17 protein-coding genes, 1 tRNA gene and 1 pseudogene are annotated in these 18958 nt (G+C 64.9%); 6 read left to right on the plus strand and 13 right to left on the minus strand.

Translation table 11 applies throughout. From position 1 onward, the window contains the following. The first annotated feature begins 2 nt into the window (after positions 1 to 2). Positions 3 to 1622, plus strand: a complete 1620-nt coding sequence (locus G5B40_RS10560; protein ID WP_165098300.1) for a TRAP transporter large permease — start codon at positions 3 to 5, stop codon at positions 1620 to 1622. A 39-nt stretch (positions 1623 to 1661) separates the two neighbouring features. Here the strand turns inward: G5B40_RS10560 and galE are convergent, their stop codons facing one another. The 9 genes from galE to G5B40_RS10605 all read right to left on the minus strand — a co-directional run bounded on the left by galE (position 1662) and on the right by G5B40_RS10605 (position 8354). After that, complete coding sequence (gene galE, locus G5B40_RS10565) at positions 1662 to 2651, minus strand: UDP-glucose 4-epimerase GalE (protein WP_165098302.1); 990 nt, start codon at positions 2649 to 2651, stop codon at positions 1662 to 1664. Then, positions 2648 to 3433 carry a 3-deoxy-manno-octulosonate cytidylyltransferase gene (locus tag G5B40_RS10570; RefSeq protein ID WP_165098304.1) on the minus strand — a complete coding sequence of 262 codons (786 nt, stop codon included), beginning with the start codon at positions 3431 to 3433 and terminating at the stop codon, positions 2648 to 2650. Before G5B40_RS10570 ends, galE begins: the two co-directional genes overlap by 4 nt. Before the next feature lie 5 nt (positions 3434 to 3438). Further along, positions 3439 to 4230: a 3'(2'),5'-bisphosphate nucleotidase CysQ gene (cysQ, locus tag G5B40_RS10575; protein ID WP_165098306.1), complete on the minus strand. Its 792-nt coding sequence runs from the start codon at positions 4228 to 4230 to the stop codon at positions 3439 to 3441. Positions 4231 to 4321: 91 nt separating this feature from the next. Next, positions 4322 to 4951: a glutathione S-transferase gene (locus G5B40_RS10580; RefSeq protein WP_165098308.1), complete on the minus strand. Its 630-nt coding sequence runs from the start codon at positions 4949 to 4951 to the stop codon at positions 4322 to 4324. A 3-nt stretch (positions 4952 to 4954) separates the two neighbouring features. Beyond that, positions 4955 to 5578: a LysE family translocator gene (locus G5B40_RS10585; protein ID WP_165098310.1), complete on the minus strand. Its 624-nt coding sequence runs from the start codon at positions 5576 to 5578 to the stop codon at positions 4955 to 4957. Positions 5579 to 5826: 248 nt separating this feature from the next. Beyond that, the gene (locus tag G5B40_RS10590; protein WP_165098312.1) at positions 5827 to 6294 is read right to left on the minus strand and encodes a MarR family winged helix-turn-helix transcriptional regulator; all 468 of its coding nucleotides are present in this window, start codon (positions 6292 to 6294) and stop codon (positions 5827 to 5829) included. 54 nt (positions 6295 to 6348) lie between these two features. Beyond that, positions 6349 to 7182 carry a carbon-nitrogen hydrolase family protein gene (locus tag G5B40_RS10595; protein ID WP_343040103.1) on the minus strand — a complete coding sequence of 278 codons (834 nt, stop codon included), beginning with the start codon at positions 7180 to 7182 and terminating at the stop codon, positions 6349 to 6351. Positions 7183 to 7213: 31 nt separating this feature from the next. Then, entirely contained in the window at positions 7214 to 7471 is a 258-nt protein-coding gene (gene grxC, locus G5B40_RS10600; RefSeq protein WP_165098314.1) for a glutaredoxin 3, read from the minus strand. Positions 7472 to 7517: 46 nt separating this feature from the next. Then, positions 7518 to 8354 carry a ComFC family protein gene (locus tag G5B40_RS10605; RefSeq protein WP_165098316.1) on the minus strand — a complete coding sequence of 279 codons (837 nt, stop codon included), beginning with the start codon at positions 8352 to 8354 and terminating at the stop codon, positions 7518 to 7520. On the opposite strand from G5B40_RS10605, the gene G5B40_RS10610 reads away from it, so the two are divergent. From G5B40_RS10610 to G5B40_RS10630, 5 genes and pseudogenes are all read left to right on the plus strand, one after another. After that, positions 8337 to 9278, plus strand: a complete 942-nt coding sequence (locus G5B40_RS10610; RefSeq protein WP_246209465.1) for a methyltransferase domain-containing protein — start codon at positions 8337 to 8339, stop codon at positions 9276 to 9278. The two genes, G5B40_RS10605 and G5B40_RS10610, sit on opposite strands and share 18 nt — an antisense overlap. Before the next feature lie 123 nt (positions 9279 to 9401). Next, the gene (hemH, locus tag G5B40_RS10615) at positions 9402 to 10457 is read left to right on the plus strand and encodes a ferrochelatase (RefSeq protein WP_165098317.1); all 1056 of its coding nucleotides are present in this window, start codon (positions 9402 to 9404) and stop codon (positions 10455 to 10457) included. Positions 10458 to 10525: 68 nt separating this feature from the next. Next, a tRNA-Ala gene (locus G5B40_RS10620) sits at positions 10526 to 10601 on the plus strand. Between the two features lie 785 nt (positions 10602 to 11386). Continuing rightward, entirely contained in the window at positions 11387 to 11914 is a 528-nt protein-coding gene (locus tag G5B40_RS10625) for a hypothetical protein (RefSeq protein ID WP_246209466.1), read from the plus strand. Positions 11915 to 11968: 54 nt separating this feature from the next. Next, positions 11969 to 12802 (plus strand): annotated as a pseudogene (locus G5B40_RS10630) (IS5 family transposase). A 744-nt stretch (positions 12803 to 13546) separates the two neighbouring features. On the opposite strand, the gene G5B40_RS10635 reads toward G5B40_RS10630, so the two are convergent. The 4 genes from G5B40_RS10635 to G5B40_RS10650 all read right to left on the minus strand — a co-directional run bounded on the left by G5B40_RS10635 (position 13547) and on the right by G5B40_RS10650 (position 18915). Further along, entirely contained in the window at positions 13547 to 16618 is a 3072-nt protein-coding gene (locus G5B40_RS10635) for a putative Ig domain-containing protein (protein ID WP_165098319.1), read from the minus strand. After that, positions 16615 to 17028, minus strand: a complete 414-nt coding sequence (locus tag G5B40_RS10640; protein WP_165098321.1) for a hypothetical protein — start codon at positions 17026 to 17028, stop codon at positions 16615 to 16617. The genes G5B40_RS10635 and G5B40_RS10640 overlap by 4 nt, the downstream gene beginning before the upstream one ends. A gap of 9 nt (positions 17029 to 17037) precedes the next feature. Next, positions 17038 to 17304 carry a spike base protein, RCAP_Rcc01079 family gene (locus G5B40_RS10645; protein ID WP_165098323.1) on the minus strand — a complete coding sequence of 89 codons (267 nt, stop codon included), beginning with the start codon at positions 17302 to 17304 and terminating at the stop codon, positions 17038 to 17040. 156 nt (positions 17305 to 17460) lie between these two features. Next, a complete protein-coding gene (locus G5B40_RS10650; protein ID WP_165098326.1) occupies positions 17461 to 18915 on the minus strand; it encodes an undecaprenyl-phosphate glucose phosphotransferase in 1455 nt (484 codons plus the stop codon). Positions 18916 to 18958: the final 43 nt, after the last annotated feature.

Raw genomic sequence — 18958 nt, forward strand, 5'->3', positions numbered from 1 at the left:
TGATGGAATTCCTCGCTGAGTTCTGGGCGCCGATCTACGATCATCTCTACGTCTATATCGGCGCCTACATGTTTCTCGCGCTGGCGCTGATGCTGTTCACCGGATTTCCGGTCGCCTTCGCGCTCTGCGGCGTGGCGACCGTGTTCGCGCTCTGGTCGATCCATCTCGATTTCCTGGATTGGCCCGTGTTCTATCAGGTTGTCCAGAGGATCTGGGGCGACAGCGGCTCCGGCGCCGTACACAACTCCATTCTCGTCGCCATTCCCTGCTTCGTCTTCATGGGCACGATGCTGGAGAAATCCAGGGTGGCGGAGGATCTTCTGCATATCCTCCAGATCATGCTCAGGCGCATTCCCGGCGGGCTGGCGCTCTCGGTGACGGTGATGGGCACGATCATGGCGGCGACGACCGGGATCATCGGCGCATCGGTGGTGATGATCACGCTTCTGGCGCTGCCGACGATGCTGGCGCGCGGCTATTCGCCGGCGCTCGCCACCGGCACCATCGCCGCTTCATCGACCCTCGGCATCCTGATCCCGCCCTCGATCATGCTGGTGCTGATGGCGAATCTTCTGGCCGTGTCGGTTGGAAATCTTTTCATCGGCGCGATTCTGCCCGGTCTTGTCCTCTCCGGGCTCTATTTCCTCTACATCATGGTCTACGCGGCGTTGCGCCCGTCGAAAGCGCCGACGATCCGGAAAGCCGATATCGACATGGAGCCGACCGGACGGGGCAATATCGCCCTGTTTTTCGCGATCGCCGCCGCCGCCGTTGCGGCGGCCTGGGCCGGCGTCGCGTCTGGTCTCGGCGAAACCATCAACTGGCCGTTGCTCGCCTTTCTCGCGGTTTTCGTCGCCGCCATGTGGGTCGGCAAGCGGGAGGGGAATACGCTGCTCGGCGGCATCCTCAAAGGCTTCGTGCCGCCGATCTTCCTGATCGTGATGGTGCTGGGTTCAATCTTCGCCGGATGGGCGACGCCGACCGAAGCGGCGGGCGTGGGCGCCTTCGGCGCGATCGTGCTGGCCCGGATCAACGGGACGCTGACGATGGAAGTGTTGCGCGCCGTCGTCCACCGCACGGCGCTGACCACGGCGCTGATCTTCTTCATCTTCGTCGGCGCCACCGCCTTCTCCACGATCTTTCGCAACGTCTATGGCGAGGATCTGATTATCGAACTGATCGAGTGGCTGGAGCTTGGCCCCTGGCCGCTGCTCTTCGTCCTGATGGGCGCGATCTTCCTGATGGGATTCTTCTTCGACTTCCTGGAGATCACGCTGATCATCCTTCCGGTATTCGCGCCGGTGATTCAAACGCTCGCACCGGCGTTCGCGCCGCATCTCGGCATGGAGCCGGCGGCCAATCAGGCGGCGCTGCAGGCGACCCAGGCGCAGGTCACCTACTGGTTCGCCATCCTCGTCGCGGTGAATCTACAGACGTCGTTCCTGACGCCGCCTTTCGGATTCGCGCTCTTCTACATGAAGGGGGTCGCGCCAAGCGCGGTGAAGATGCAGGAGATCTATCTCGGCATCATTCCCTTCGTGATCCTGCAGATCATCGGCCTCGCGCTGGTGCTGGAGTTTCCGGCGCTCGCGCTTTACCTGCCGTCGCTCGTCTTCGAATGACGCCGAGGAGCGGGCCCGCATCTGACCGCCCCGCGCCGATCAGGCGTTGAAGCGCCCGGTCGCCCGCCAGGCCCACGCGTCGGCGATCATTTCCGTCATGGTCGAGCGGACGGGCCGCCAGCCGAGCGCGGCATGCGCGGCCGCTCCGCTGCAGACCAGCCGAGGCGTATCGCCCGGGCGGCGCGGGCCGACGCGAACCGGCGCCGTGCGGCCGGTCGTGCGCTCAGCCGCCTCGATGACCTCTCTCACGGAGAACCCGCGCCCGGTTCCCAGATTGAGCGTGAGCGATCCGCCGCCGTCCAGAAGATGGCGGAGCCCAAGAACATGGGCCCCGGCGAGATCCGTCACATGCAGGTAATCGCGGATGCAGGTTCCATCCGGCGTCTCGTAATCGTCGCCATTGATCACGATTTCCGGCCGGTCGCCGGCGATCGCGTCCAGAAGGAGCGGCACGAGATGCGTCTCCGGTTCGTGATGCTCGCCGATCTCCGCCGCCGGGTCCGCGCCGGCGACATTGAAATAGCGGAAGCTCACGGTCTCGATCCCCAGCGCCGCGTAATCGCCGATCATCCGCTCGACCGCCAGTTTCGACCGACCATAGGCGTTGATCGGGTTCTGGGGATGACTCTCGGTCAGTTCGCCCCTCGCCTCGCCATAGGTCGCGCAAGTGGAGGAGAAGACCAGCCTCCCGACCCCGGTCGCCGTCATGGCGTCGAGAAGATTCATCGAGCCGACGACGTTGTTGCGCCAGTAGAGTTCAGGTCGCTCCATGCTCTCGCCGACATCGGAGAGCGCCGCGAAATGCATCACCGCGTCCGGACGGAATCGGTCGAAAGCGGATCTGACGGCGGCCGGGTCGAGCAGGTCGCCCTCCGTGAGAGGGCCGAACCTCACCGCCTCGCGCCAGCCCGTGCGGAAATTGTCGAAAACGACCGGACGATGCCCCGCCTCTTTCAGAAGCTTGCAGGCGTGCGCGCCGATATAGCCGGCGCCGCCGGTGACAAGAACGGTGGCGCACCCCTTCGTCACCGGGGCGCGCCGAGCGCGGTCTCGATCCGGGCGACGTCTTCGGGGTTGTTCAACTCCCAGAACACCGCGCCGCGCGCCTCGACTTCAACGCAGAGAATGTCCGCGCCGTTTTCGAGAAACCGCAATTGCTCCAACCCCTCGCGCCGCTCCAGCGCGCCTTCGGGCCAGGTGAGATAGGCGCGTAGCGCCTCCGGCCGGTAGGCGTAGACGCCAACATGATGCCAGACCTCGGGCGGCGTCCCGCTCCAGCCGGGCGGGGTGAAGGGCAGAACCTCCTTTGAGAAATAGAGCGCGCGGCGATCCGGGCGCATCACCACCGTCGTCCCGCCGACCCGGCCCGCGGCGCGGTCAGCCTGAAAGCCGCTGAGCGCGGTCGCGTCGCACCGCAGCGCCGGCGTCGCCATCGCGATCTCCGGCGCGGATTTCATCGCCGCGATCAGCGCCTCGACGAACCAGGGCGGGGTCAGCGGCGCGTCGCCCTGAAGATTGACGATGATGTCATCGGGGGCGGCCGCCGCGGCGGCCTCCGCGCAGCGTTCGGTGCCGTTGCGCGCGTCTGGCGACGTCATCGCCACCTCCGCGCCAAAATCCCGAGCATGCGCCCTGATCCGCTCGTCATCGGTCGCGATTGCGACGCGATCGACGCCGGAGACGCGCATCGCCGCCTCCCAGGATCGCCGTATGAGGCTTTTCTCGCCATCCGGGCCGCGCAGCGCCGCCAGCGGCTTTCCCGGGTACCGGCTCGAGGCGTAGCGCGCCGGGATGAAGATGGTTACGGCCATGGCGGTCAGACCAACCGAACGCCGGCGGCGTAGGCGATGAAATGCGGATTATCGTCGCCTGGCTTGCCATAGGTCAGCGGCGTAGACGGTGAGTCGGCGCGCACGACGAAACCGCCTGCAGCAGAGAGGACCGCGTGGCCGGCGGCGGTATCCCATTCCATCGTCCGGCCGAGCCGCGGATAGAGATCCGCTTCGCCCGCCGCAACGAGGCAGAACTTCAGCGACGAACCGGCCGGTCGGAACGCCGCGACATTGTAACGGGCGATATAGTCATCCGTCGCCTGATCACGATGCGAAGCGGAGGCGACGACGGTCAGCGCCGCGTTGTCCGGCGTCGCGACGCGGATCGCCCGGCGCGCGCCGGGCGCCGCCCCGAACGCGCCAGTCTCTTCAACCGCTCCGCCGGCGTCGAGCGTCTGGAAAAGCCTTCCCTTCGCCGGCGCGTAGACGACGCCGGCTGCTGGCGCGCCATTCTCGATAAGGGCGATATTGACGGTGAAATCACCGCCTCGCTTCACGAATTCCCGCGTCCCGTCCAGCGGGTCGACCAGAATGAACCTCGCCTCGCGCTTGCCGCCATGGCTGGACGCGCGCTCCTCGGTCACGATCTGCATGTCGGGAAAGGCGGCGCGCAGGCCGTCATGGATCAGCTTGTCGGCGGCGATGTCGGCGCGCGTCACCGGGCTCTCGTCGGCCTTTGTCTCCACCCCGAGATCCGCCTCACCGTAAATCTCCATGATCGCCGCCCCGGCCTCGATGGCCAGGCGGCGGAAAACGGTCTCGAAACTCTGCTGCATCGACGGTCCCTTCGCGATTTTCCGCCGGTATATACGTCGGATCGCGTGATGATAAGGCCGTCGCTCGCCCCCCATGAAGCGCCGACGGCGATCAGACGGTGGCGGAGGGCCGCGCCTTCACCCGGTCATGCCATTCGAGAAGCGCTTCGCACCCGTCCGGAGGGCCGCGCCGCAGGACCCGCATGAAGTCGAGCGCGACCCAAGCGGTGATGTCCGCGATGGTGAAGCGCGCGCCGGCGATGAACGGGCTTTCCCGAAGCCGTTCGTCGAGCCCTTTCAGCGCTTCTTCCATCCGCGACGCGCAGGCCCGGCCCCATTCCGGCACCTGTTCATGCTCCAACGCCTGCATCGCCGGAATCGTATGACGAGCAACGAACGCGATGTTCTGGAGAACGGAAAACTCCATCCGCCGCTGCCACATTTCTATGACCGCCGTCTCCTTCGCGTCGGCGCCCATCAGGTTCGGCTCGGGGTGAAGCGCCTCGACATAGCGGCAGATGGCGACGGTCTCGGTCAGGAAACTCCCGTCGGAAAGCTCCGCGACCGGCACATGATGGCTGCCGGCCTTCTTCCTGTGCGCGTCGGCGAAATGTTCGCCCGCCATGATGTCGACCTCGACCCGTTCGACCTCCACTCTCTTCTCCGCAAGGAAGATCGAGACCCGGCGCGGGTTCGGCGCGCGATGAGATTCAAAAATACGGACCAGCGTGGGAAGCGACATGACTCAGGCCCTCCTGACCAGGAGCGTCGCCGCGCCCATCGCGATCAGCGCGGATCCGCCGCCCCGGTTCATCCAGCGCATGACGGAGGGCCGCTGGATCCGCCCGCGCAAGGTCCCCGCGGCGAGCGCGTAGATCAGAGCATTGAGCGCGCCGAGGAGCGTGAACGTCGCCACCAGCGCCAGAAGCTGCGGCGCGGCGGGAAGCGCCGGATCGACGAATTGCGGCAGGAAGGCGATGAAGAAGACGATGCTCTTGGGGTTGGTCGCGGTGACGGCGAAGGCGTGAAGGCCCATCCGCGGGCCGGATTTCCCGGCGCCCTTCGCGGCGATCGCCCCGCCACCGACCGGCGCCCGCAGCAATTTCCAGCCAAGCCAGATCAGATAGGCCCCGCCGATCCACTTTAGCGCAATGAAGAGCGTCGCGGAGGCGAGAAGCAGCGCGCCGAGCCCCAGAACCGAAAGCGTGATCGCCAGAAGATCGCCGAGAAACACCCCGAGCGTCATCCAGAGCGCGACCCGCCGTCCGGCGCCGAGCGCATAGGCGGTGACGAGCAGGATGGTCGGTCCGGGAATGGCGAGCAGAACAGCGGAGGCGGCGGCGAAGGCGAGCCAAAGGTCGAGAGGCATGAAAGACTCCGGGCGGTTGAGCACGGAGGAAACGATGGGATGGAAGCGCGGTCAAGGGGCGCTGGACCATGCTCGGTCATCAAGGCTTCGGCGCAGGCCCATCACGGTTCTTCGCCGGATCAAGGCCCGGAAGGCCCGGCGCTTTCGGGTGTCGCATCCAGCATTCGACGGGCCGGATCGACAGCCACTCACCCGTGGCTCCGCTGGCCGCGCGTCGTCGATGGGCCGACCGCCCGCGCAGCGCCGCGTCAGCCGGATTTGCGTGGTTTCGTGTGCTCAGCCGCGGAGAGAAACAGCCTGAGTTCGCGAAGCGCCGGGAGCGCGGAGCGGAGCCGGTCGCGACCGACGCCCGCCGTGATCTCCGCGAAAACCGGGGCGAGCGCGTTGATTGCGCGATTGCGCATTTCCAGCCCGCTCTCGGTAAGTGAGACGAGCTTCCGTCGCCTATCCTTCTCGTCAGGTCGCACCCGGACATGGCCTGCCGCCTCCAACCGCTGAATGGTGTTGGTCATCGCGCCCTTGGTGAGCTGGAAGACCTTGGCGAGCTGCGCCGGGCTCTTTTCGCCCCCGAGATGAGAAAAGTGGTTGAGCACCGCGAATTGCGAAAGCTCCAGTCCATCGGGCAGCGCGCGCTGCAACCGCAACTCCACCAGTTGCTCGATCGCCCTGATCTCGGTCAGGACCGTGAACGTGATCGGATCGTCGATCGCACGCATCGTCACCCCCACAGCGAAACCCGTTCAGCATCGAACGTCCTCGCCCGCGTCGCGTCAAGGGCCGTGAAACACCCGCGCGCCGGAAAGCGACGGCACCCGCGCCCGCGCCGCATCGACAGCCGCCATGTCGAGATCGGCGAAAAGCACGCCCGCCGTCTCGCCCATCACCGAGACCTCGCCCCAGGGCGCGACGATCATCGAATGGCCCCATGTTTCTCGCGAACGGCCTTCGGCCGCTGGATGGGTCCCGCACTGCGCCGGCGCGAGAACATAGCAGCCGGTCTCTATTGCGCGCGCGCGGAGCAAAGGCTCCCAATGCGCGGCGCCGGTCGGGCGGGTGAAGGCGGAGGGAATTGCGATGAGCCGCGCGCCGGCCCGCGCCAATCTCAGATAGAGCTCAGGAAAACGGAGATCGTAACAGATCGTAAGACCGAGCCCGCCCCACGGCGTTCGCGCCAGCGTCGCCGCCTTCCCCGGCCGATAGCCGGCGCTCTCGCGGTAAGCTTCGCCGGCTCCGGGAGCGGCGTCGAACATGTGGATCTTGTCATAGCGTGCGACGATTCCGCCGTCCGGGCCGAGGAGAAAGGAACGATTGACGAAACGTCCGTCCGGGCTCTCACCGGAAAGTGCGAGCGAGCCGATGAGGACCCATACCCCCATCTCCACCGCGACGGCGCGCAGCCGGGCCAGAGTCGGATCCTCCGCCTCGCTTCGCAGCATCTCGCGCTGCCGGGCGCGGCTCATCGAGACGATATTGGTGACTTCGGGGGTCGCGATCAGTTCGGCGCCGCCCTTAGCCGCGTCGCGAACCAGCGCCTCCGTTCGCGGCATATTGGCCGCCGGATCGTCGGAGGAGGTCAGTTGAACGATGGCGGCGCGAAGCATCATCGGTGGATCATGCGGCCGGCGTCCCAACGTATCAAGCGGCGAGAATCCGGTCCAGTCGCCCCGAACGCTCCAACGCATAGAGTTCGTCGCAGCCGCCGACATGCGCGCCGCCGATGAATATCTGGGGCACCGTCCGACCGCCTTCGGCGCGCTTCGTCATCTCCACCCGTTTCGAAGGGTCGGCCATTACGTCGGTTTCGACATAGCTGACCCCCTTTTCGTCAAGGAGGCGCTTCGCCATGCGGCAATAGCCGCAGATCGGCGTGGTGTAGATTTCAACCGTGTTCATGTCTCGGAACCGCTGCTTCACTTTGTTTGACAATGCGGATTTCTATCTAGGCGGGCCAGTCATCTCGGGCAACTCTCGCAAAGACGAGCGCGTTCACGTCTGCGGCGCCGGCGGCGCGGCAGATCTCAGCGCAGCCGGAAAGCGTCGCGCCGGTGGTCAGAACGTCATCGATCAGAAGCACCCGCCGTCCGGCGACCCTGCCGCGCCAGCGGCGCGAAAGCGCGAAGGCGCCCGCGACATTCTCCATTCTCTCCGCCCGGCTCTTGCCATCCTGGCTTCCGGTCGGGCGCGTTCGGACCAGAAGGTCGAGCGCGAGCGCGGACCCGCGGCCGGCGCCGCGCGCCACTTCCCGCGCCAACTCACCCGATTGGTTGTAGCGTCGTTTCACCATGCGGCGCCAATGCAGCGGCGCCGGCGCGATCAGATCGGCTGAAGCGGCAAGCGCCGCGCCTGCGCCCGCCTGCGCGCCGAGCATCCAGCCGGCGGCGAGCGACGCAACCTCGAGCCGGTCGGCGTGCTTGAGGCCAAGCGCGAGCTTTCTTCCCGCGCCGCCATAGACCACCGCCGCCACCCCGCGAGACCACGCCGGCGGCGCATGGGCGCACGAATCGCATACGGCGTCTTCGCCAAGCCCGGCGGCGAGTGGCGCGCCGCATCCGCCGCAAGCGGGCGGCGCGATGAACGCGGTCTCTCGCCAGCAGGCGGCGCAGACGCCGCCTTCCTCGGCGATCGACGAGCGACAAGCCGGGCAGGCGACCGGATAAACCAGCCCCACCACAAAACCCGCCGCCCGGCGCAACCAGCCGGGAGCCTTGCGCCGCCGGGCTGGTGAGCTATACCGCCGGTCATAGCCGGAGGCGTCGATATGAAGCTTTTCGACCATCGCGCGCGCATCATGCGCGCCGGCAGGGTTAAGAAACTCCTAACATCGGAAGAAACAGCCGATTCCAGGTTTCTGATCGAACGCGCGGCGGCCAGCCTCGCCGAGCGGCTCGACGATATCGCGCGCGACTTTCCCCGGGTCCTGATTCACGGCGCCGGCCTCGGCGCTTTCGCTGCGGCGCTAGGCGGCCGCGCAGGGGGCGCGCGGCTGGTGCAGACGGAAAGCGCCGCGGCGTTGGCCGCGCTTGCATCCGCGCGCGCCCCCGGCGCTGAGACGCGCATCGCGCCGGAAGAAAGCCCCGGTGAAGCAAGAAGAGGGTTCGATCTCGCGATCAGCGGCATGACGCTTCACCGCGCGAACGATCCGGTTGGCGTTCTGTCGCAACTCCGGCTCGCGTTGAAGCCGGACGGGCTGCTCCTCGCCGCACTTTTCGGCGGGCGCACGCTGGCGGAACTGCGCGCCGCTCTCGCCGAGGCGGAGGCCGAGGTCGAGGGCGGCATCTCGCCCCGCGTCTCGCCGATGGGGGAGATACGCGACCTAGGCGCGCTTATGCAGCGCGCCGGATTTGCGATGCCGGTCGCCGATGTCGACCGGATCGACATCGCTTACGAAACGCCGTTCCACCTGATGCGCGACCTGCGCGCGATGGGCGAGGCGAACCCCCTTTACGCCCGTCGGCGCGTCTTCAGCCGCCGCGCCACGATGCGCCGCGCGGCGGAGATCTACGCGGCGCATTACGGACGCGCCGACGGGCGGGTGAGCGCGACGTTCGAGATCGTTCATCTCGCCGGATGGGCGCCGGCGGAAAACCAGCCGAAACCACTCCGGCCGGGCTCCGCCAGATCGCGCCTTGCAGAAGCGCTGGGCGCCGAAGAGCGTTCGGCCGGGGAAAAGGCGCCCGGCGGAGCGCCCTCGGGCGAATGAGCGCAGGCGCCTTTGCGCGGAACGCCGCGCGCGCTAGATGAGTTGGCGACCGCCTGACGCACCCGGCGCGCGGCGGCCGCGAACAGCAAAGCGGGAGACCGTCCGAGCGAATGGGGGGACGTTATGCACGACGAAACCGGACCGGCGCGCCCCCGGAACGCGCCGGATGATCACCCGGCCCTGCCGGCGCGAAAGACCGGGGTCCTCCTGGTCAATCTCGGCACGCCGAACGCAACCGATTACTGGAGCATGCGGCGCTATCTGCGGGAGTTTCTTTCCGATACGCGCGTGATCGAGGCGCCGAAATGGCTCTGGCGACCAATCCTGCATCTCTTCATTCTGACGACGCGGCCGCAGAAATCGGGCGCCGCGTACGACGCTATCTGGAACCGGGAGAATGACGAAAGTCCGTTGCGCACCGTCACCCGCGCACAGACCGAGAAGGTCGCGGCGCGGCTCAAGGCGACGCATGGAGACCAGATCGTCGTAGATTACTGCATGCGCTACGGCGATCCTTCCACCGGATCGAAAATCCAGGAACTGAGCGATCTCGGCTGCGACCGGATCGTCTTTTTCCCGCTCTACCCGCAGTATTCGGCGACAACGACGGCGACCGCGAACGATCAGGCGTTCCGCCAGTTGATGAAAATGCGCTGGCAGCCCGCCTTTCGCACAGTCGCCAACTACTGCCGCCATCCGCTCTACGCCGAGGCTCTGGCGCAATCCGTGAAGCGCGCCTACGAAGCGATGGATCGGCGCCCGGACGCGCTGGTCGCCTCCTATCACGGCTTGCCGAAAGAATATCTGGAGCGAGGCGACCCCTATCACTGCCATTGCCATCTGACGACACGGCTTCTGCGGGAAAGACTCGGCTGGCCGGAGGGGGAGGTCACGACCTGCTTTCAGTCGCGTTTCGGCCCGAAAGAATGGCTGCAGCCCTACGCCGTGGACCACGTCGCCGCGCTCGCAAGAGCCGGCAAGCGCCATATAGCGGTGCTCGCGCCCGCATTCTCCGCCGATTGCGTCGAGACGCTGGAGGAGATCAATGCCGAAATCAGGGAGGCGTTCGAAGCCGCCGGCGGCGAACGCTTCGACTATATCCCCTGCCTAAACGACGATGCGACGCATATCGACATGATGGAGGCGATCCTGAACGTCGAACTGACCGGCTGGATATGAACGCGTGAAGCTTGCCGCGCGGCCATTGACAGCGCCGCCCGCCGGCAATAACACCCGCTCACTGGTGAGGGGCCGTAGCTCAGTTGGGAGAGCGCGTCGTTCGCAATGACGAGGTCAGGGGTTCGATTCCCCTCGGCTCCACCATCTCGCCTTTTGACGTTGAAATTTCCGCTAACACCTTGAAAGGAAAGGCGGATTCAGCGGTTCGATAACCCGAATCCAGCGAGTACCGCAGAGGCTCTGCAAAGGCCAGTCTGAGGACTGTTCTCTTGAAGGCCAAGCTGCCATTTTCGTAAAGATTCCAAGGGCTTCCCAAAAATTCGAGCGCTGGTTCGATAAACTCCTCCAGCCTGCCCTTCGGCGGCACGATTCCAGTCGCTTTTTCGGTTAGCAGCAGCTTCTCACGCTCCAACTTGGCGATCTTGCCTTCATAGGCCTTGATGACGCTTGCGTTGTCGGCCTCAACGATGCGCTCCAGAAGCGTTTCGATCTGCTTCTCGGCATCGCGAAGCTGCTTTGTGATCTGTTCCTTCTCGCGCTCCGCTTGGGTCAGGCGCATGTTCCAGGCGTCCTTGAACATCGCTTTGGCAACAGTGAAGACAGTCCGCGTCGGCTGAAGGCTCTTGAGAATATCGGCAAAGCCGTCCTCAACCTTGTCGCGCGGAATCGATTTGCGCTCGTTCTCGCAGCCCCGCGTGTCGCACAGGTAATAGGGGTAGTGCTTCGTGCGACCTTTCGACCAGCACGATGTCATCGGCTGCACCCCCGTCGAAATCGTGGACTTCATAGTCCATTCGGTGAACGAAGTCTTGCAGGAAGAGTTCGGGCAGACGCTTGGTTCGAAAGGCGTCCACATCATCGACCCCTTCACAGGCACGGGGACGTTCATCACGCGCCTTCTCCAATCAGGACTCATCAAGCCCGGATAGATGGAGAACAAGTTCCGAAATGAAATCCACGCCAACGAAATTGTGCTTCTGGCGTACTATATCGCCGCCATCAATATTGAGGCCGTCTATCACGGTCTCCAGGGCAGCGACTACGTTCCGTTCGAGGGCATTTGCCTGACCGACACTTTCCAGATGTACGAGAGCGATGATCTAATCTCACACTACATGCCAGACAACTCAGAACGTCGCAAACGACAGAAAGCAACGGACATTAGAGTCATTGTTGGCAATCCACCATATTCAGCAAGCCAGGGAAGTGCAAACGATGACAATGCAAACGTTTCATACTCTGGTTTAGACGAAAGGATTCGCGCCACATATGCGGATCGATCCAGGGCGGGCATGAAGAATGCCCTGCACGACAGCTACATTCGCGCCATTCGATGGGGCAGTGACCGTATTGGAGATGCAGGAGTCATGGCCTACGTCTGCAATGCAGGATGGATAGATGGAAATGCAGCCGACGGCCTGCGTTCTTGCCTCAGAGCCTGCCCCGAAATGAGTTGAGCGATATCAGAGGGTTGTGATTCACGTCGGTTTGCAACGACTGACGGAGGCCCGATGCCCTGGGATGATATCGCCCGCGCGGAATATGCGCGACGGTCAGCGCGCTATGCAAGCGACCTGACGGATCGGGAATGGGAGGTGATCGCCGCCTACATGCCTGATCGACGCGGTCTGGGCCGCCCGCGCACGACCGATCTGCGGGAGGTGATGAACGCGATCCTTTACATCGCCTCGACCGGCTGCCCTTGGCGCTATCTACCGACGGAGTTTCCGCCTGTTTCGACCGTGCAGCGTTACTTCTACCGCTGGCGGGACGAAGGCTTCTGGCCCGCACTCAACAATGCGCTGGTGATGGTGTCACGGGAGCTGGAGGGGCGCGAGGCGTCTCCGACCGCAGGCGTGATCGACAGTCAGAGCGTGAAAACCACAGAGGCGGGAGGGGTTTGCGGCTACGACGCTGGGAAAAAGATCAGGGGCCGCAAGCGCCACATGGTGGTCGATACGATTGGGCTGATGGTTGGCCTGGTCGTTCACGGCGCCGGCGTGCAGGACCGCGACGGCGCCCCGCTCGTGCTGGCGTCCATCCGCAGACGCTGACCGTGGCTGCGCCACGTCTTCGCAGACGGCGGCTATGCCGGGAAGAAACTGCGCCGCGCCCTGACCGGGTTCGGCGACTGGCGCATCGAGATCATCAAGCGATCTGATCGCGCCGAAGGGTTCGAGATCATTCCAAGGCGATGGGTTGTCGAGCGCACCTTCGCATGGCTTGGAAGATGCCGCCGTCTCGCCAAGGACTGGGAGCGATCCATCGCCTCGTCCGAGGCGTGGGCGAACGTCGCGCATATCCGACTGCTCACCAGACGCCTCGCAAGGTATTGTTATGTTTGACCGAGTTTCGAGCCAGGCTCTCAGCTTCACGACGCCGTCTGTCAGATCAAGTGCTGACTTCTACAGATGAACGCTTCTTTTCGCAGACCGTACAATTCAGGCGTGCTTAGCGTTGCTGCTTCAAATCGAGTGACAAGTTTCATGTCATCCTCCTTTGACTTCAAGGAGGCTCTGAACCATTCAGAGCCTTTCGGCTCCGCACCCATCATCATCGGCCAGTGAAGGCGCTGATGGTTCGGCACTGACGCTAGAACGTCATAGGCGGATGCGCAGGGAGCGCGTCTGCGGTTTGCGGCGGCTATCGCCCAAAGCACTACAGGATTGATCTCGGTTGATCGGAAAGAAGCGGGCATCGGGTTTGCCCGCCGTCACAGTGCGCTCGCCAAGTGCAGCGCCAGCGTTTCCAGATGCGGATTTTCGCCAGAAGATGCGCAAGACACGAAGCAGGGCATGACGGATGCGGCTGGCTGAAGGGCAGTCGCCGCTTTTCTGACCGCGTAGCACTCACCTCTTTGATAGGGGCGGGCTTGCTTTGAGGACACCCAATAATCGCTTTGCGATTTCCTTGGCCGAACGCGGCACGGTGTTCAATGGTCTGCCCGCACCACCTGGCTGCGCCAGCCGTGTTGACCATGAATCCCGAGCCTTTGCCTTCGGCCTGACGGGAGGGCGTTAGCAAGCCAAACGCCTTGTGCGCCTCCGCATGGCCCGGGCGGCTGTAACCGCCGCCCAGGAAAGTGGCGGCTATACCGCCGTCCCTTTGGCCTGGCGCACCGGCGTTCCGATCCCGCCTTCCGCGGCGAGCTGTGGAATCGGGCCCAGCCCGTCGCCGTCGCCCTCGTAGAGAAGACCATGTTGAAGGACATCGTCCTGCATCGAGGTCCCATAGTCGAGCGGGGCTTGCCACGCGTAGCGCCAGAGCGTCCCGGCAGCCCAGGCGCCGGTCGAACGGGTCAGCACGACGCTGGAGCCGCTGATCTCGGCCGTGAATTCGACCGGAGCGGTTCCGGTCGCACTGTTGCCGTTGCTCCACGTCGCGCCGCCATCCTCGGAGACCTCGAAGCCCTGCACCGTCGGCCAGCCCGAGGGCGGCGTATCTCCGACGATGCTCCATGCAGTCTGAAGCGTCCCACCATTCGGCAGCGTCGCGGGAATGGTGATCGTCGCGCCGGAGCGCACCGCGGCGCCGAGCGTCGGGTCGGTGATGGTCGAGACGCCGAAGGCGCGGAACGCCGCCTCCGCCATGCGGATCGCCAGCCGCTCATGGCCGTAGGGAGTGTCGGGGTTCTCATGCGGGCCGCCCACGGCCTCGATGACCACATCGCTGGTCGGCGGGCCGAGCAGGATCGAGTTGGCGGCGGCGTAGGTCTCATATTGCTCGTTGATGCGCTGCATCTGGAAGCTCTGATCGCTCGTCGTCCCCGGCTGCGCGTCGAGAGGCCCGGTCGTCGCCTTGATGTGCGGCGTGACCGGGGAGATCGCGAAGCCCATCGTGGCCGGGAACGTCCCGTCATAGAGCCAGTGATCGACGTCGTAGCTCTCTCCAACCGGGGCGGCCCCGGTCAGAAGAGGATCGAGGAACGCGTCTCCTATGGAGAGGTGGCCCAGGAACGAAGTGCCCCAGTTCATCACCATGACGCCGGAAACGGCTTTCGACACGTCCGCAACCTGCGCCGCATCGGACCACGAGCGGAAAATCTCGCTGTCGTCCATCAGCTGCGCGAGAGACGAGCCCCGCTTCGCGACCGTGATGAGCCTGACCGGCGCGTCCGCGACGGCCGAGATGTATTCCGCCGCGCCCGCCACGCCGTCGCCGACCCGCGTTCCCGGCCCGAGCACCAATTGGCCGACGGTCTGCTGCCCGGTCGGGCCGGCCTGCACCACGGCCGAGACGGCGACATCGACCGGCGCGCGAAGGTCTCTGTCGCGCATGTCGAAAACGCGCTCGACCTGGCTCTGGCCAAGAAAGAAGATGTCGTAGCCGACGCCGCACTCCCTGCGGCTTCGCTGAATCATCGTCGGCGCGCTCGTGGGGCGCGCCTCGACATGGCCCCAGCCGGAGCCGAGCGGCGCGGTCATCGTCCCTGTCCACGCGCCGGACGCGATGGTCGAGCCGGTGAGGACCGTCCAGTCCTTGCGGAGCGTGCCGTCCTTGTCGAAATACCGCGCCTCGACGGTCCCCGTCACGCCGCTGGCCTTGCCGGAGAGCGTGATCGTGGACGTGGACCCGCCGGGCGCGACCGACCACACCTGGCCAGCGTTGATGGGGTTCATGCGGAACCAGTCGCCCGAGGCGTAGGCCGGGAGAACGTCGCCGCCCTTGGCGATGCCGGAGCCGGTCACGGTCAACGCGCTATAGCCGTCCGGGTCGGCCAGCGGCGTCAGGGGCGTCGCCCCGCCGAGATCGACCAGATAGCGCCAGCCGGAAAGCTGTGTCTCCGGCGCGACGCCTTTGGACATGGCGATGCAGTCGGCCTCGGAGACGCTCGCGTCGATATAGCCGAAATGCCTGATCTCGCCGTTAAAGTGCCCCTTGGTCCCGCCGGACAGGGGCGTCGGCGTGCCGACCGCGCCGAGCAGCATCGGATAGCGGATGAAGTCGGCCTTCACGTCGGCCTCGGTCGCGCGTCCGATCAGCGCGCCGTCCTCATAGACCTCGGAGAAGAAATCCGCTCCGTCGCGGCGCATGACGAGCAGGAGATTTTCCGCGTTCCCGACCTCGATCGTCTTGACCGAGCCGACCCCGTTCGGCGTCCAGTAGAACCCGATCGCGTTGGCGGCGGTGTTCTCGTTCACGCTCGGAAGCGCCCAGAACCCGCAAGTGCGTGACAACCCGACGCCGCAACCGGCGATACCCAGACTCTCGCGCGAAAAGGGAGCCGCACTCGGCGTGATCGACCGCCACGGCACGGAAACCGAGACCATCATGCAGCCGTCGCCGAGAAAGGCGCGGTTGGCGAAATTCGGCGCAATCATGGGAACCACGTAGGCCCCTATCTCGCCGTCGTCAGTGTAATTGACGTTCTTGTCAGGGAAACGCGCCGAGGCGCTGTCGATGGTGACGGAGGTGGCTACGGCGGCGACCGTGACCTCGAACGAGGAGGAGGAGACGCCGCCGGAGTTCGTGTAGCTGACCGTCACGAGCGCACGCGCGATGGGCTCGCTCGTTGAAATTGTCACGACGCCGGCGTCGTCAACGGTCGCTCCCGCGCCCTCGACCGACCAGGCCCCGCCCTCCGCGTCCCTGAAGTCGCCGGACGCGTCGATCACTTGAGCGCCGGTATTCACATCGAAGGTTCGGTCCACAAGCGCGCCCAGACTCGACGGCGGTTTTCGCCGAACGGTCGTCACGGCGCTCTCGGCGACGACGCTTCCCGCCTCGTTCGTGGCGGTGATCCGGACCCGCACGCCCGCGCCGTCATCGGCGGCGACCGGTGAATAGGCCTGAGACGTCGCTCCGTCGATCTCCAGACCGTCGCGAAGCCACTGGAACGCGAAGTCAGGCGCGCCGCTCCAGCTTCCGGTCATCGCGGTCAGCGTCGCGCCAATCTCCGCGACGCCTGCGATCCCCGGCGGCGACGCGTTGACGGGGAGTTCGACCGTCGCGGCCTCCTCCACCGTCCAGTTGAACGTGCCGACCGCTTCCCCGGCCTGGTTGGAGACGGTGACAGTAACCGTGCTGATCGCGGCCATCGAGAGCGCACCCGAGACGATTCCGGTTTTAGGGTCGATGACCAGCCCTTCGGGCAGACCCGTCGCGCTGTAATTCAGCGCCGTGCCGGAGAAATAGACCGAGAGATCGAGCGGGAGGGTCATGGCAGGAAATCCATCTGATCGGGAATCGGCCCGAGGAGAGCAGGTGGCGCCAGCGGTCGCCGGACGGTCACGCCGATTCGCGCCGTCGTGACGGTGACGCCGTCGGTCACCTCGATTGAAAGCCGCGTCAGCGCGCTCTGGCCTTCGGTGAAGCCATCGCCCAATCCGTCGCGGTCGAAGACAATCTCTACGCCGCCGCCGCTTGTGATCGCTGAAAAGAGTCCGCCTTCGTCACCAGCCGCGCCGGTGATATCGCCGCCGACAAGGGTGATCGCTCCCCTGGCGCCGCTAACGCCAATGAGGCCCAGACTCCCGGGCGCGGCGTCGTGATCGACCGTCGCGAAAAGAGAAGCGTGCAGACCCCCGCGGCGAATGACGGCCGCGAAGGGCGGAAATGGGGCGATGAGCATGGGAATCCCTCAGGTCACGACGACGGCGTGGATCGCGCCCGCAGTCGTTCCTGTCGCGCGCACCGCTCTGACGCCGCAGAGCACCCAACCGAAATCAGGCACGGTGACGATGCGGTTCTCGCCCTTCTGACTGACAAAGCTGATTGCGCCCCCCGTCTCCGCATAGAGCGCGATCGCGACATCTGCGAAGGACTGCGTGTCCGACGGCGTGACCGGCGCATAGTCGATTCCCGGTCCATGGATCGACGCCGCGCGCAACGAAAAGGGATTGTTCATCTGGGGCCTCCTTTGCGGCAGCGCCCGTAGCGCCGGGCCGCCGCTTGGTGCGGGAGGCCGGAATGTCCGGTATTTGAACTAATATTTCCTTATAGCAGCGCGCGCTGCCGCTAATCGCTGACGACGAAGCGCCCGACGGCGATCAATTCCTCCGCCTCAATAGGCGCTTTTCTGGAACAGAATGACGAAGACGGTCGTGGCGAGAATCCGCAGGTCGAAAAGCAGCGACCAGTTCTCGGCGTAATATATATCGTGCCGGATCCGCGCCTCCATCAATTCCAGCGCCTCGGTCTCGCCGCGAAGGCCGTTGACCTGCGCCCAACCGGTGATGCCCGGCTTCACCTTATGACGGGTGAAGTAGCCGCGAATCTGCCGGCCATATTCCTCGTTATGGCTGAGCGCGTGCGGGCGCGGGCCGACAAGAGACATCGAGCCATTCAGAACGTTCAGCAATTGCGGCAGCTCATCTATGGAGGTCGCGCGGATGAATCTGCCCACTCTCGTCACCCGCGGGTCGCCCTTCGTCGCCTGACGAACCGTTTCTTCCTCTCCTGCGTTCTGGTACATAGAGCGGAACTTGTAGATCTCGAAAACCTGGTTGTTGAAGCCCAGACGCTTTTGCATAAAGAACACTGGCCCATCCGGGTCGTCGATCTTGATGGCGATGGCGACCAGCAACAGCAGCGGGCTGAGCGCAAGCAGCGCGGCGCCGGCGAACACGTAATCCTCGACGCTCTTCAGGAGCGAACTCCAGCCGGCGATGGGCTTGCGTTCGACTTCGAACATCGAGAGATTCGAAAGCGAGCCGAGAACCGGTCTGAACCGCAGTCTGAAACCGACCAGATCACTGGAAATGTGGACGTTGACCGGCATTTCCTTCAGTTGCTCGACGATCGCCACGAGCTTCAGGTCCTCGTTCCACGGCAGCGCGATCACGATATCATCGATCAGACCAGCACGTACGTCGCTCAGCAGACGGTCGGACCCGCCGACGATCCTGTACCCGGCAAGTTCGTCCACATGCCCTTCGGTCTCATCCGCATATACAGCGATAACGCTGGTGAAATACGGCTTGACGTCATTGATCCTGGTCAGAAACCGGCGCGCCTGCTCGCCCCCGCCGAGAACGACGAGGCTGCGGCCGATACGACCCGACCTGGCGAGCCGAAGCAAAACCGCGCAAATCAGGAACCGCGCCCCGATGATCGTCGCGGCGCTGAGCACCGCGAACGCCATCAGCCAGTCGAGATTGTAGGCCCCGGCGACATTGAGCGAGAAAACGATGGTCAGGAGAAAGAGGAACGATGTCGCGATTCCGGCGATGATCGCGTCGGAAAAGCGCAGCGGCCGCATGATCGCGTCGAGATCGTAGAGTCCCGCCCGCTGGAAAAGCAGCAACGTCACGAAACCGACGAAGGCCGCGGCAAAGATGTATTGGCCGCGCAGATCGTCGTTCAGGATCACGAAATAGTTGCAGGTCTGCAGCGCGACGAACAGAATCAGGAGAAGGTCGATCGCCGCCAGGGCGCCGGGCACGATGGAAATTGGATAGCGATGCTCGCGCGGCCTGAGCGGCGCAATGTCCCGATCGCTCACCTGCATTTCGGACATTTGCGGCAGCTCCATCTTCACGCACGCGCACAAACCGACACAT

The organism is Pikeienuella piscinae, assembly GCF_011044155.1.
GTDB classification, from domain to species: domain Bacteria; phylum Pseudomonadota; class Alphaproteobacteria; order Rhodobacterales; family Rhodobacteraceae; genus Pikeienuella; species Pikeienuella piscinae.

Bases quoted from the DNA above. Each gene is read 5' to 3' on its own strand.
- G5B40_RS10635 (WP_165098319.1), bottom strand. From the start codon at position 16,618: ATGACCCTCCCGCTCGATCTCTCGGTCTATTTCTCCGGCACGGCGCTG.
- G5B40_RS10625 (WP_246209466.1), top strand. From the start codon at position 11,387: ATGGAGAACAAGTTCCGAAATGAAATCCACGCCAACGAAATTGTGCTT.
- G5B40_RS10560 (WP_165098300.1), top strand. From the start codon at position 3: ATGGAATTCCTCGCTGAGTTCTGGGCGCCGATCTACGATCATCTCTAC.
- G5B40_RS10590 (WP_165098312.1), bottom strand. From the start codon at position 6,294: ATGCGTGCGATCGACGATCCGATCACGTTCACGGTCCTGACCGAGATC.
- cysQ (WP_165098306.1), bottom strand. From the start codon at position 4,230: ATGCAGCAGAGTTTCGAGACCGTTTTCCGCCGCCTGGCCATCGAGGCC.
- grxC (WP_165098314.1), bottom strand. From the start codon at position 7,471: ATGAACACGGTTGAAATCTACACCACGCCGATCTGCGGCTATTGCCGC.
- G5B40_RS10610 (WP_246209465.1), top strand. From the start codon at position 8,337: ATGAAGCTTTTCGACCATCGCGCGCGCATCATGCGCGCCGGCAGGGTT.
- G5B40_RS10585 (WP_165098310.1), bottom strand. From the start codon at position 5,578: ATGCCTCTCGACCTTTGGCTCGCCTTCGCCGCCGCCTCCGCTGTTCTG.
- G5B40_RS10650 (WP_165098326.1), bottom strand. From the start codon at position 18,915: ATGTCCGAAATGCAGGTGAGCGATCGGGACATTGCGCCGCTCAGGCCG.
- G5B40_RS10570 (WP_165098304.1), bottom strand. From the start codon at position 3,433: ATGGCCGTAACCATCTTCATCCCGGCGCGCTACGCCTCGAGCCGGTAC.
- G5B40_RS10605 (WP_165098316.1), bottom strand. From the start codon at position 8,354: ATGGTCGAAAAGCTTCATATCGACGCCTCCGGCTATGACCGGCGGTAT.
- G5B40_RS10645 (WP_165098323.1), bottom strand. From the start codon at position 17,304: ATGAACAATCCCTTTTCGTTGCGCGCGGCGTCGATCCATGGACCGGGA.
- G5B40_RS10580 (WP_165098308.1), bottom strand. From the start codon at position 4,951: ATGTCGCTTCCCACGCTGGTCCGTATTTTTGAATCTCATCGCGCGCCG.
- G5B40_RS10640 (WP_165098321.1), bottom strand. From the start codon at position 17,028: ATGCTCATCGCCCCATTTCCGCCCTTCGCGGCCGTCATTCGCCGCGGG.
- G5B40_RS10595 (WP_343040103.1), bottom strand. From the start codon at position 7,182: ATGATGCTTCGCGCCGCCATCGTTCAACTGACCTCCTCCGACGATCCG.
- hemH (WP_165098317.1), top strand. From the start codon at position 9,402: ATGCACGACGAAACCGGACCGGCGCGCCCCCGGAACGCGCCGGATGAT.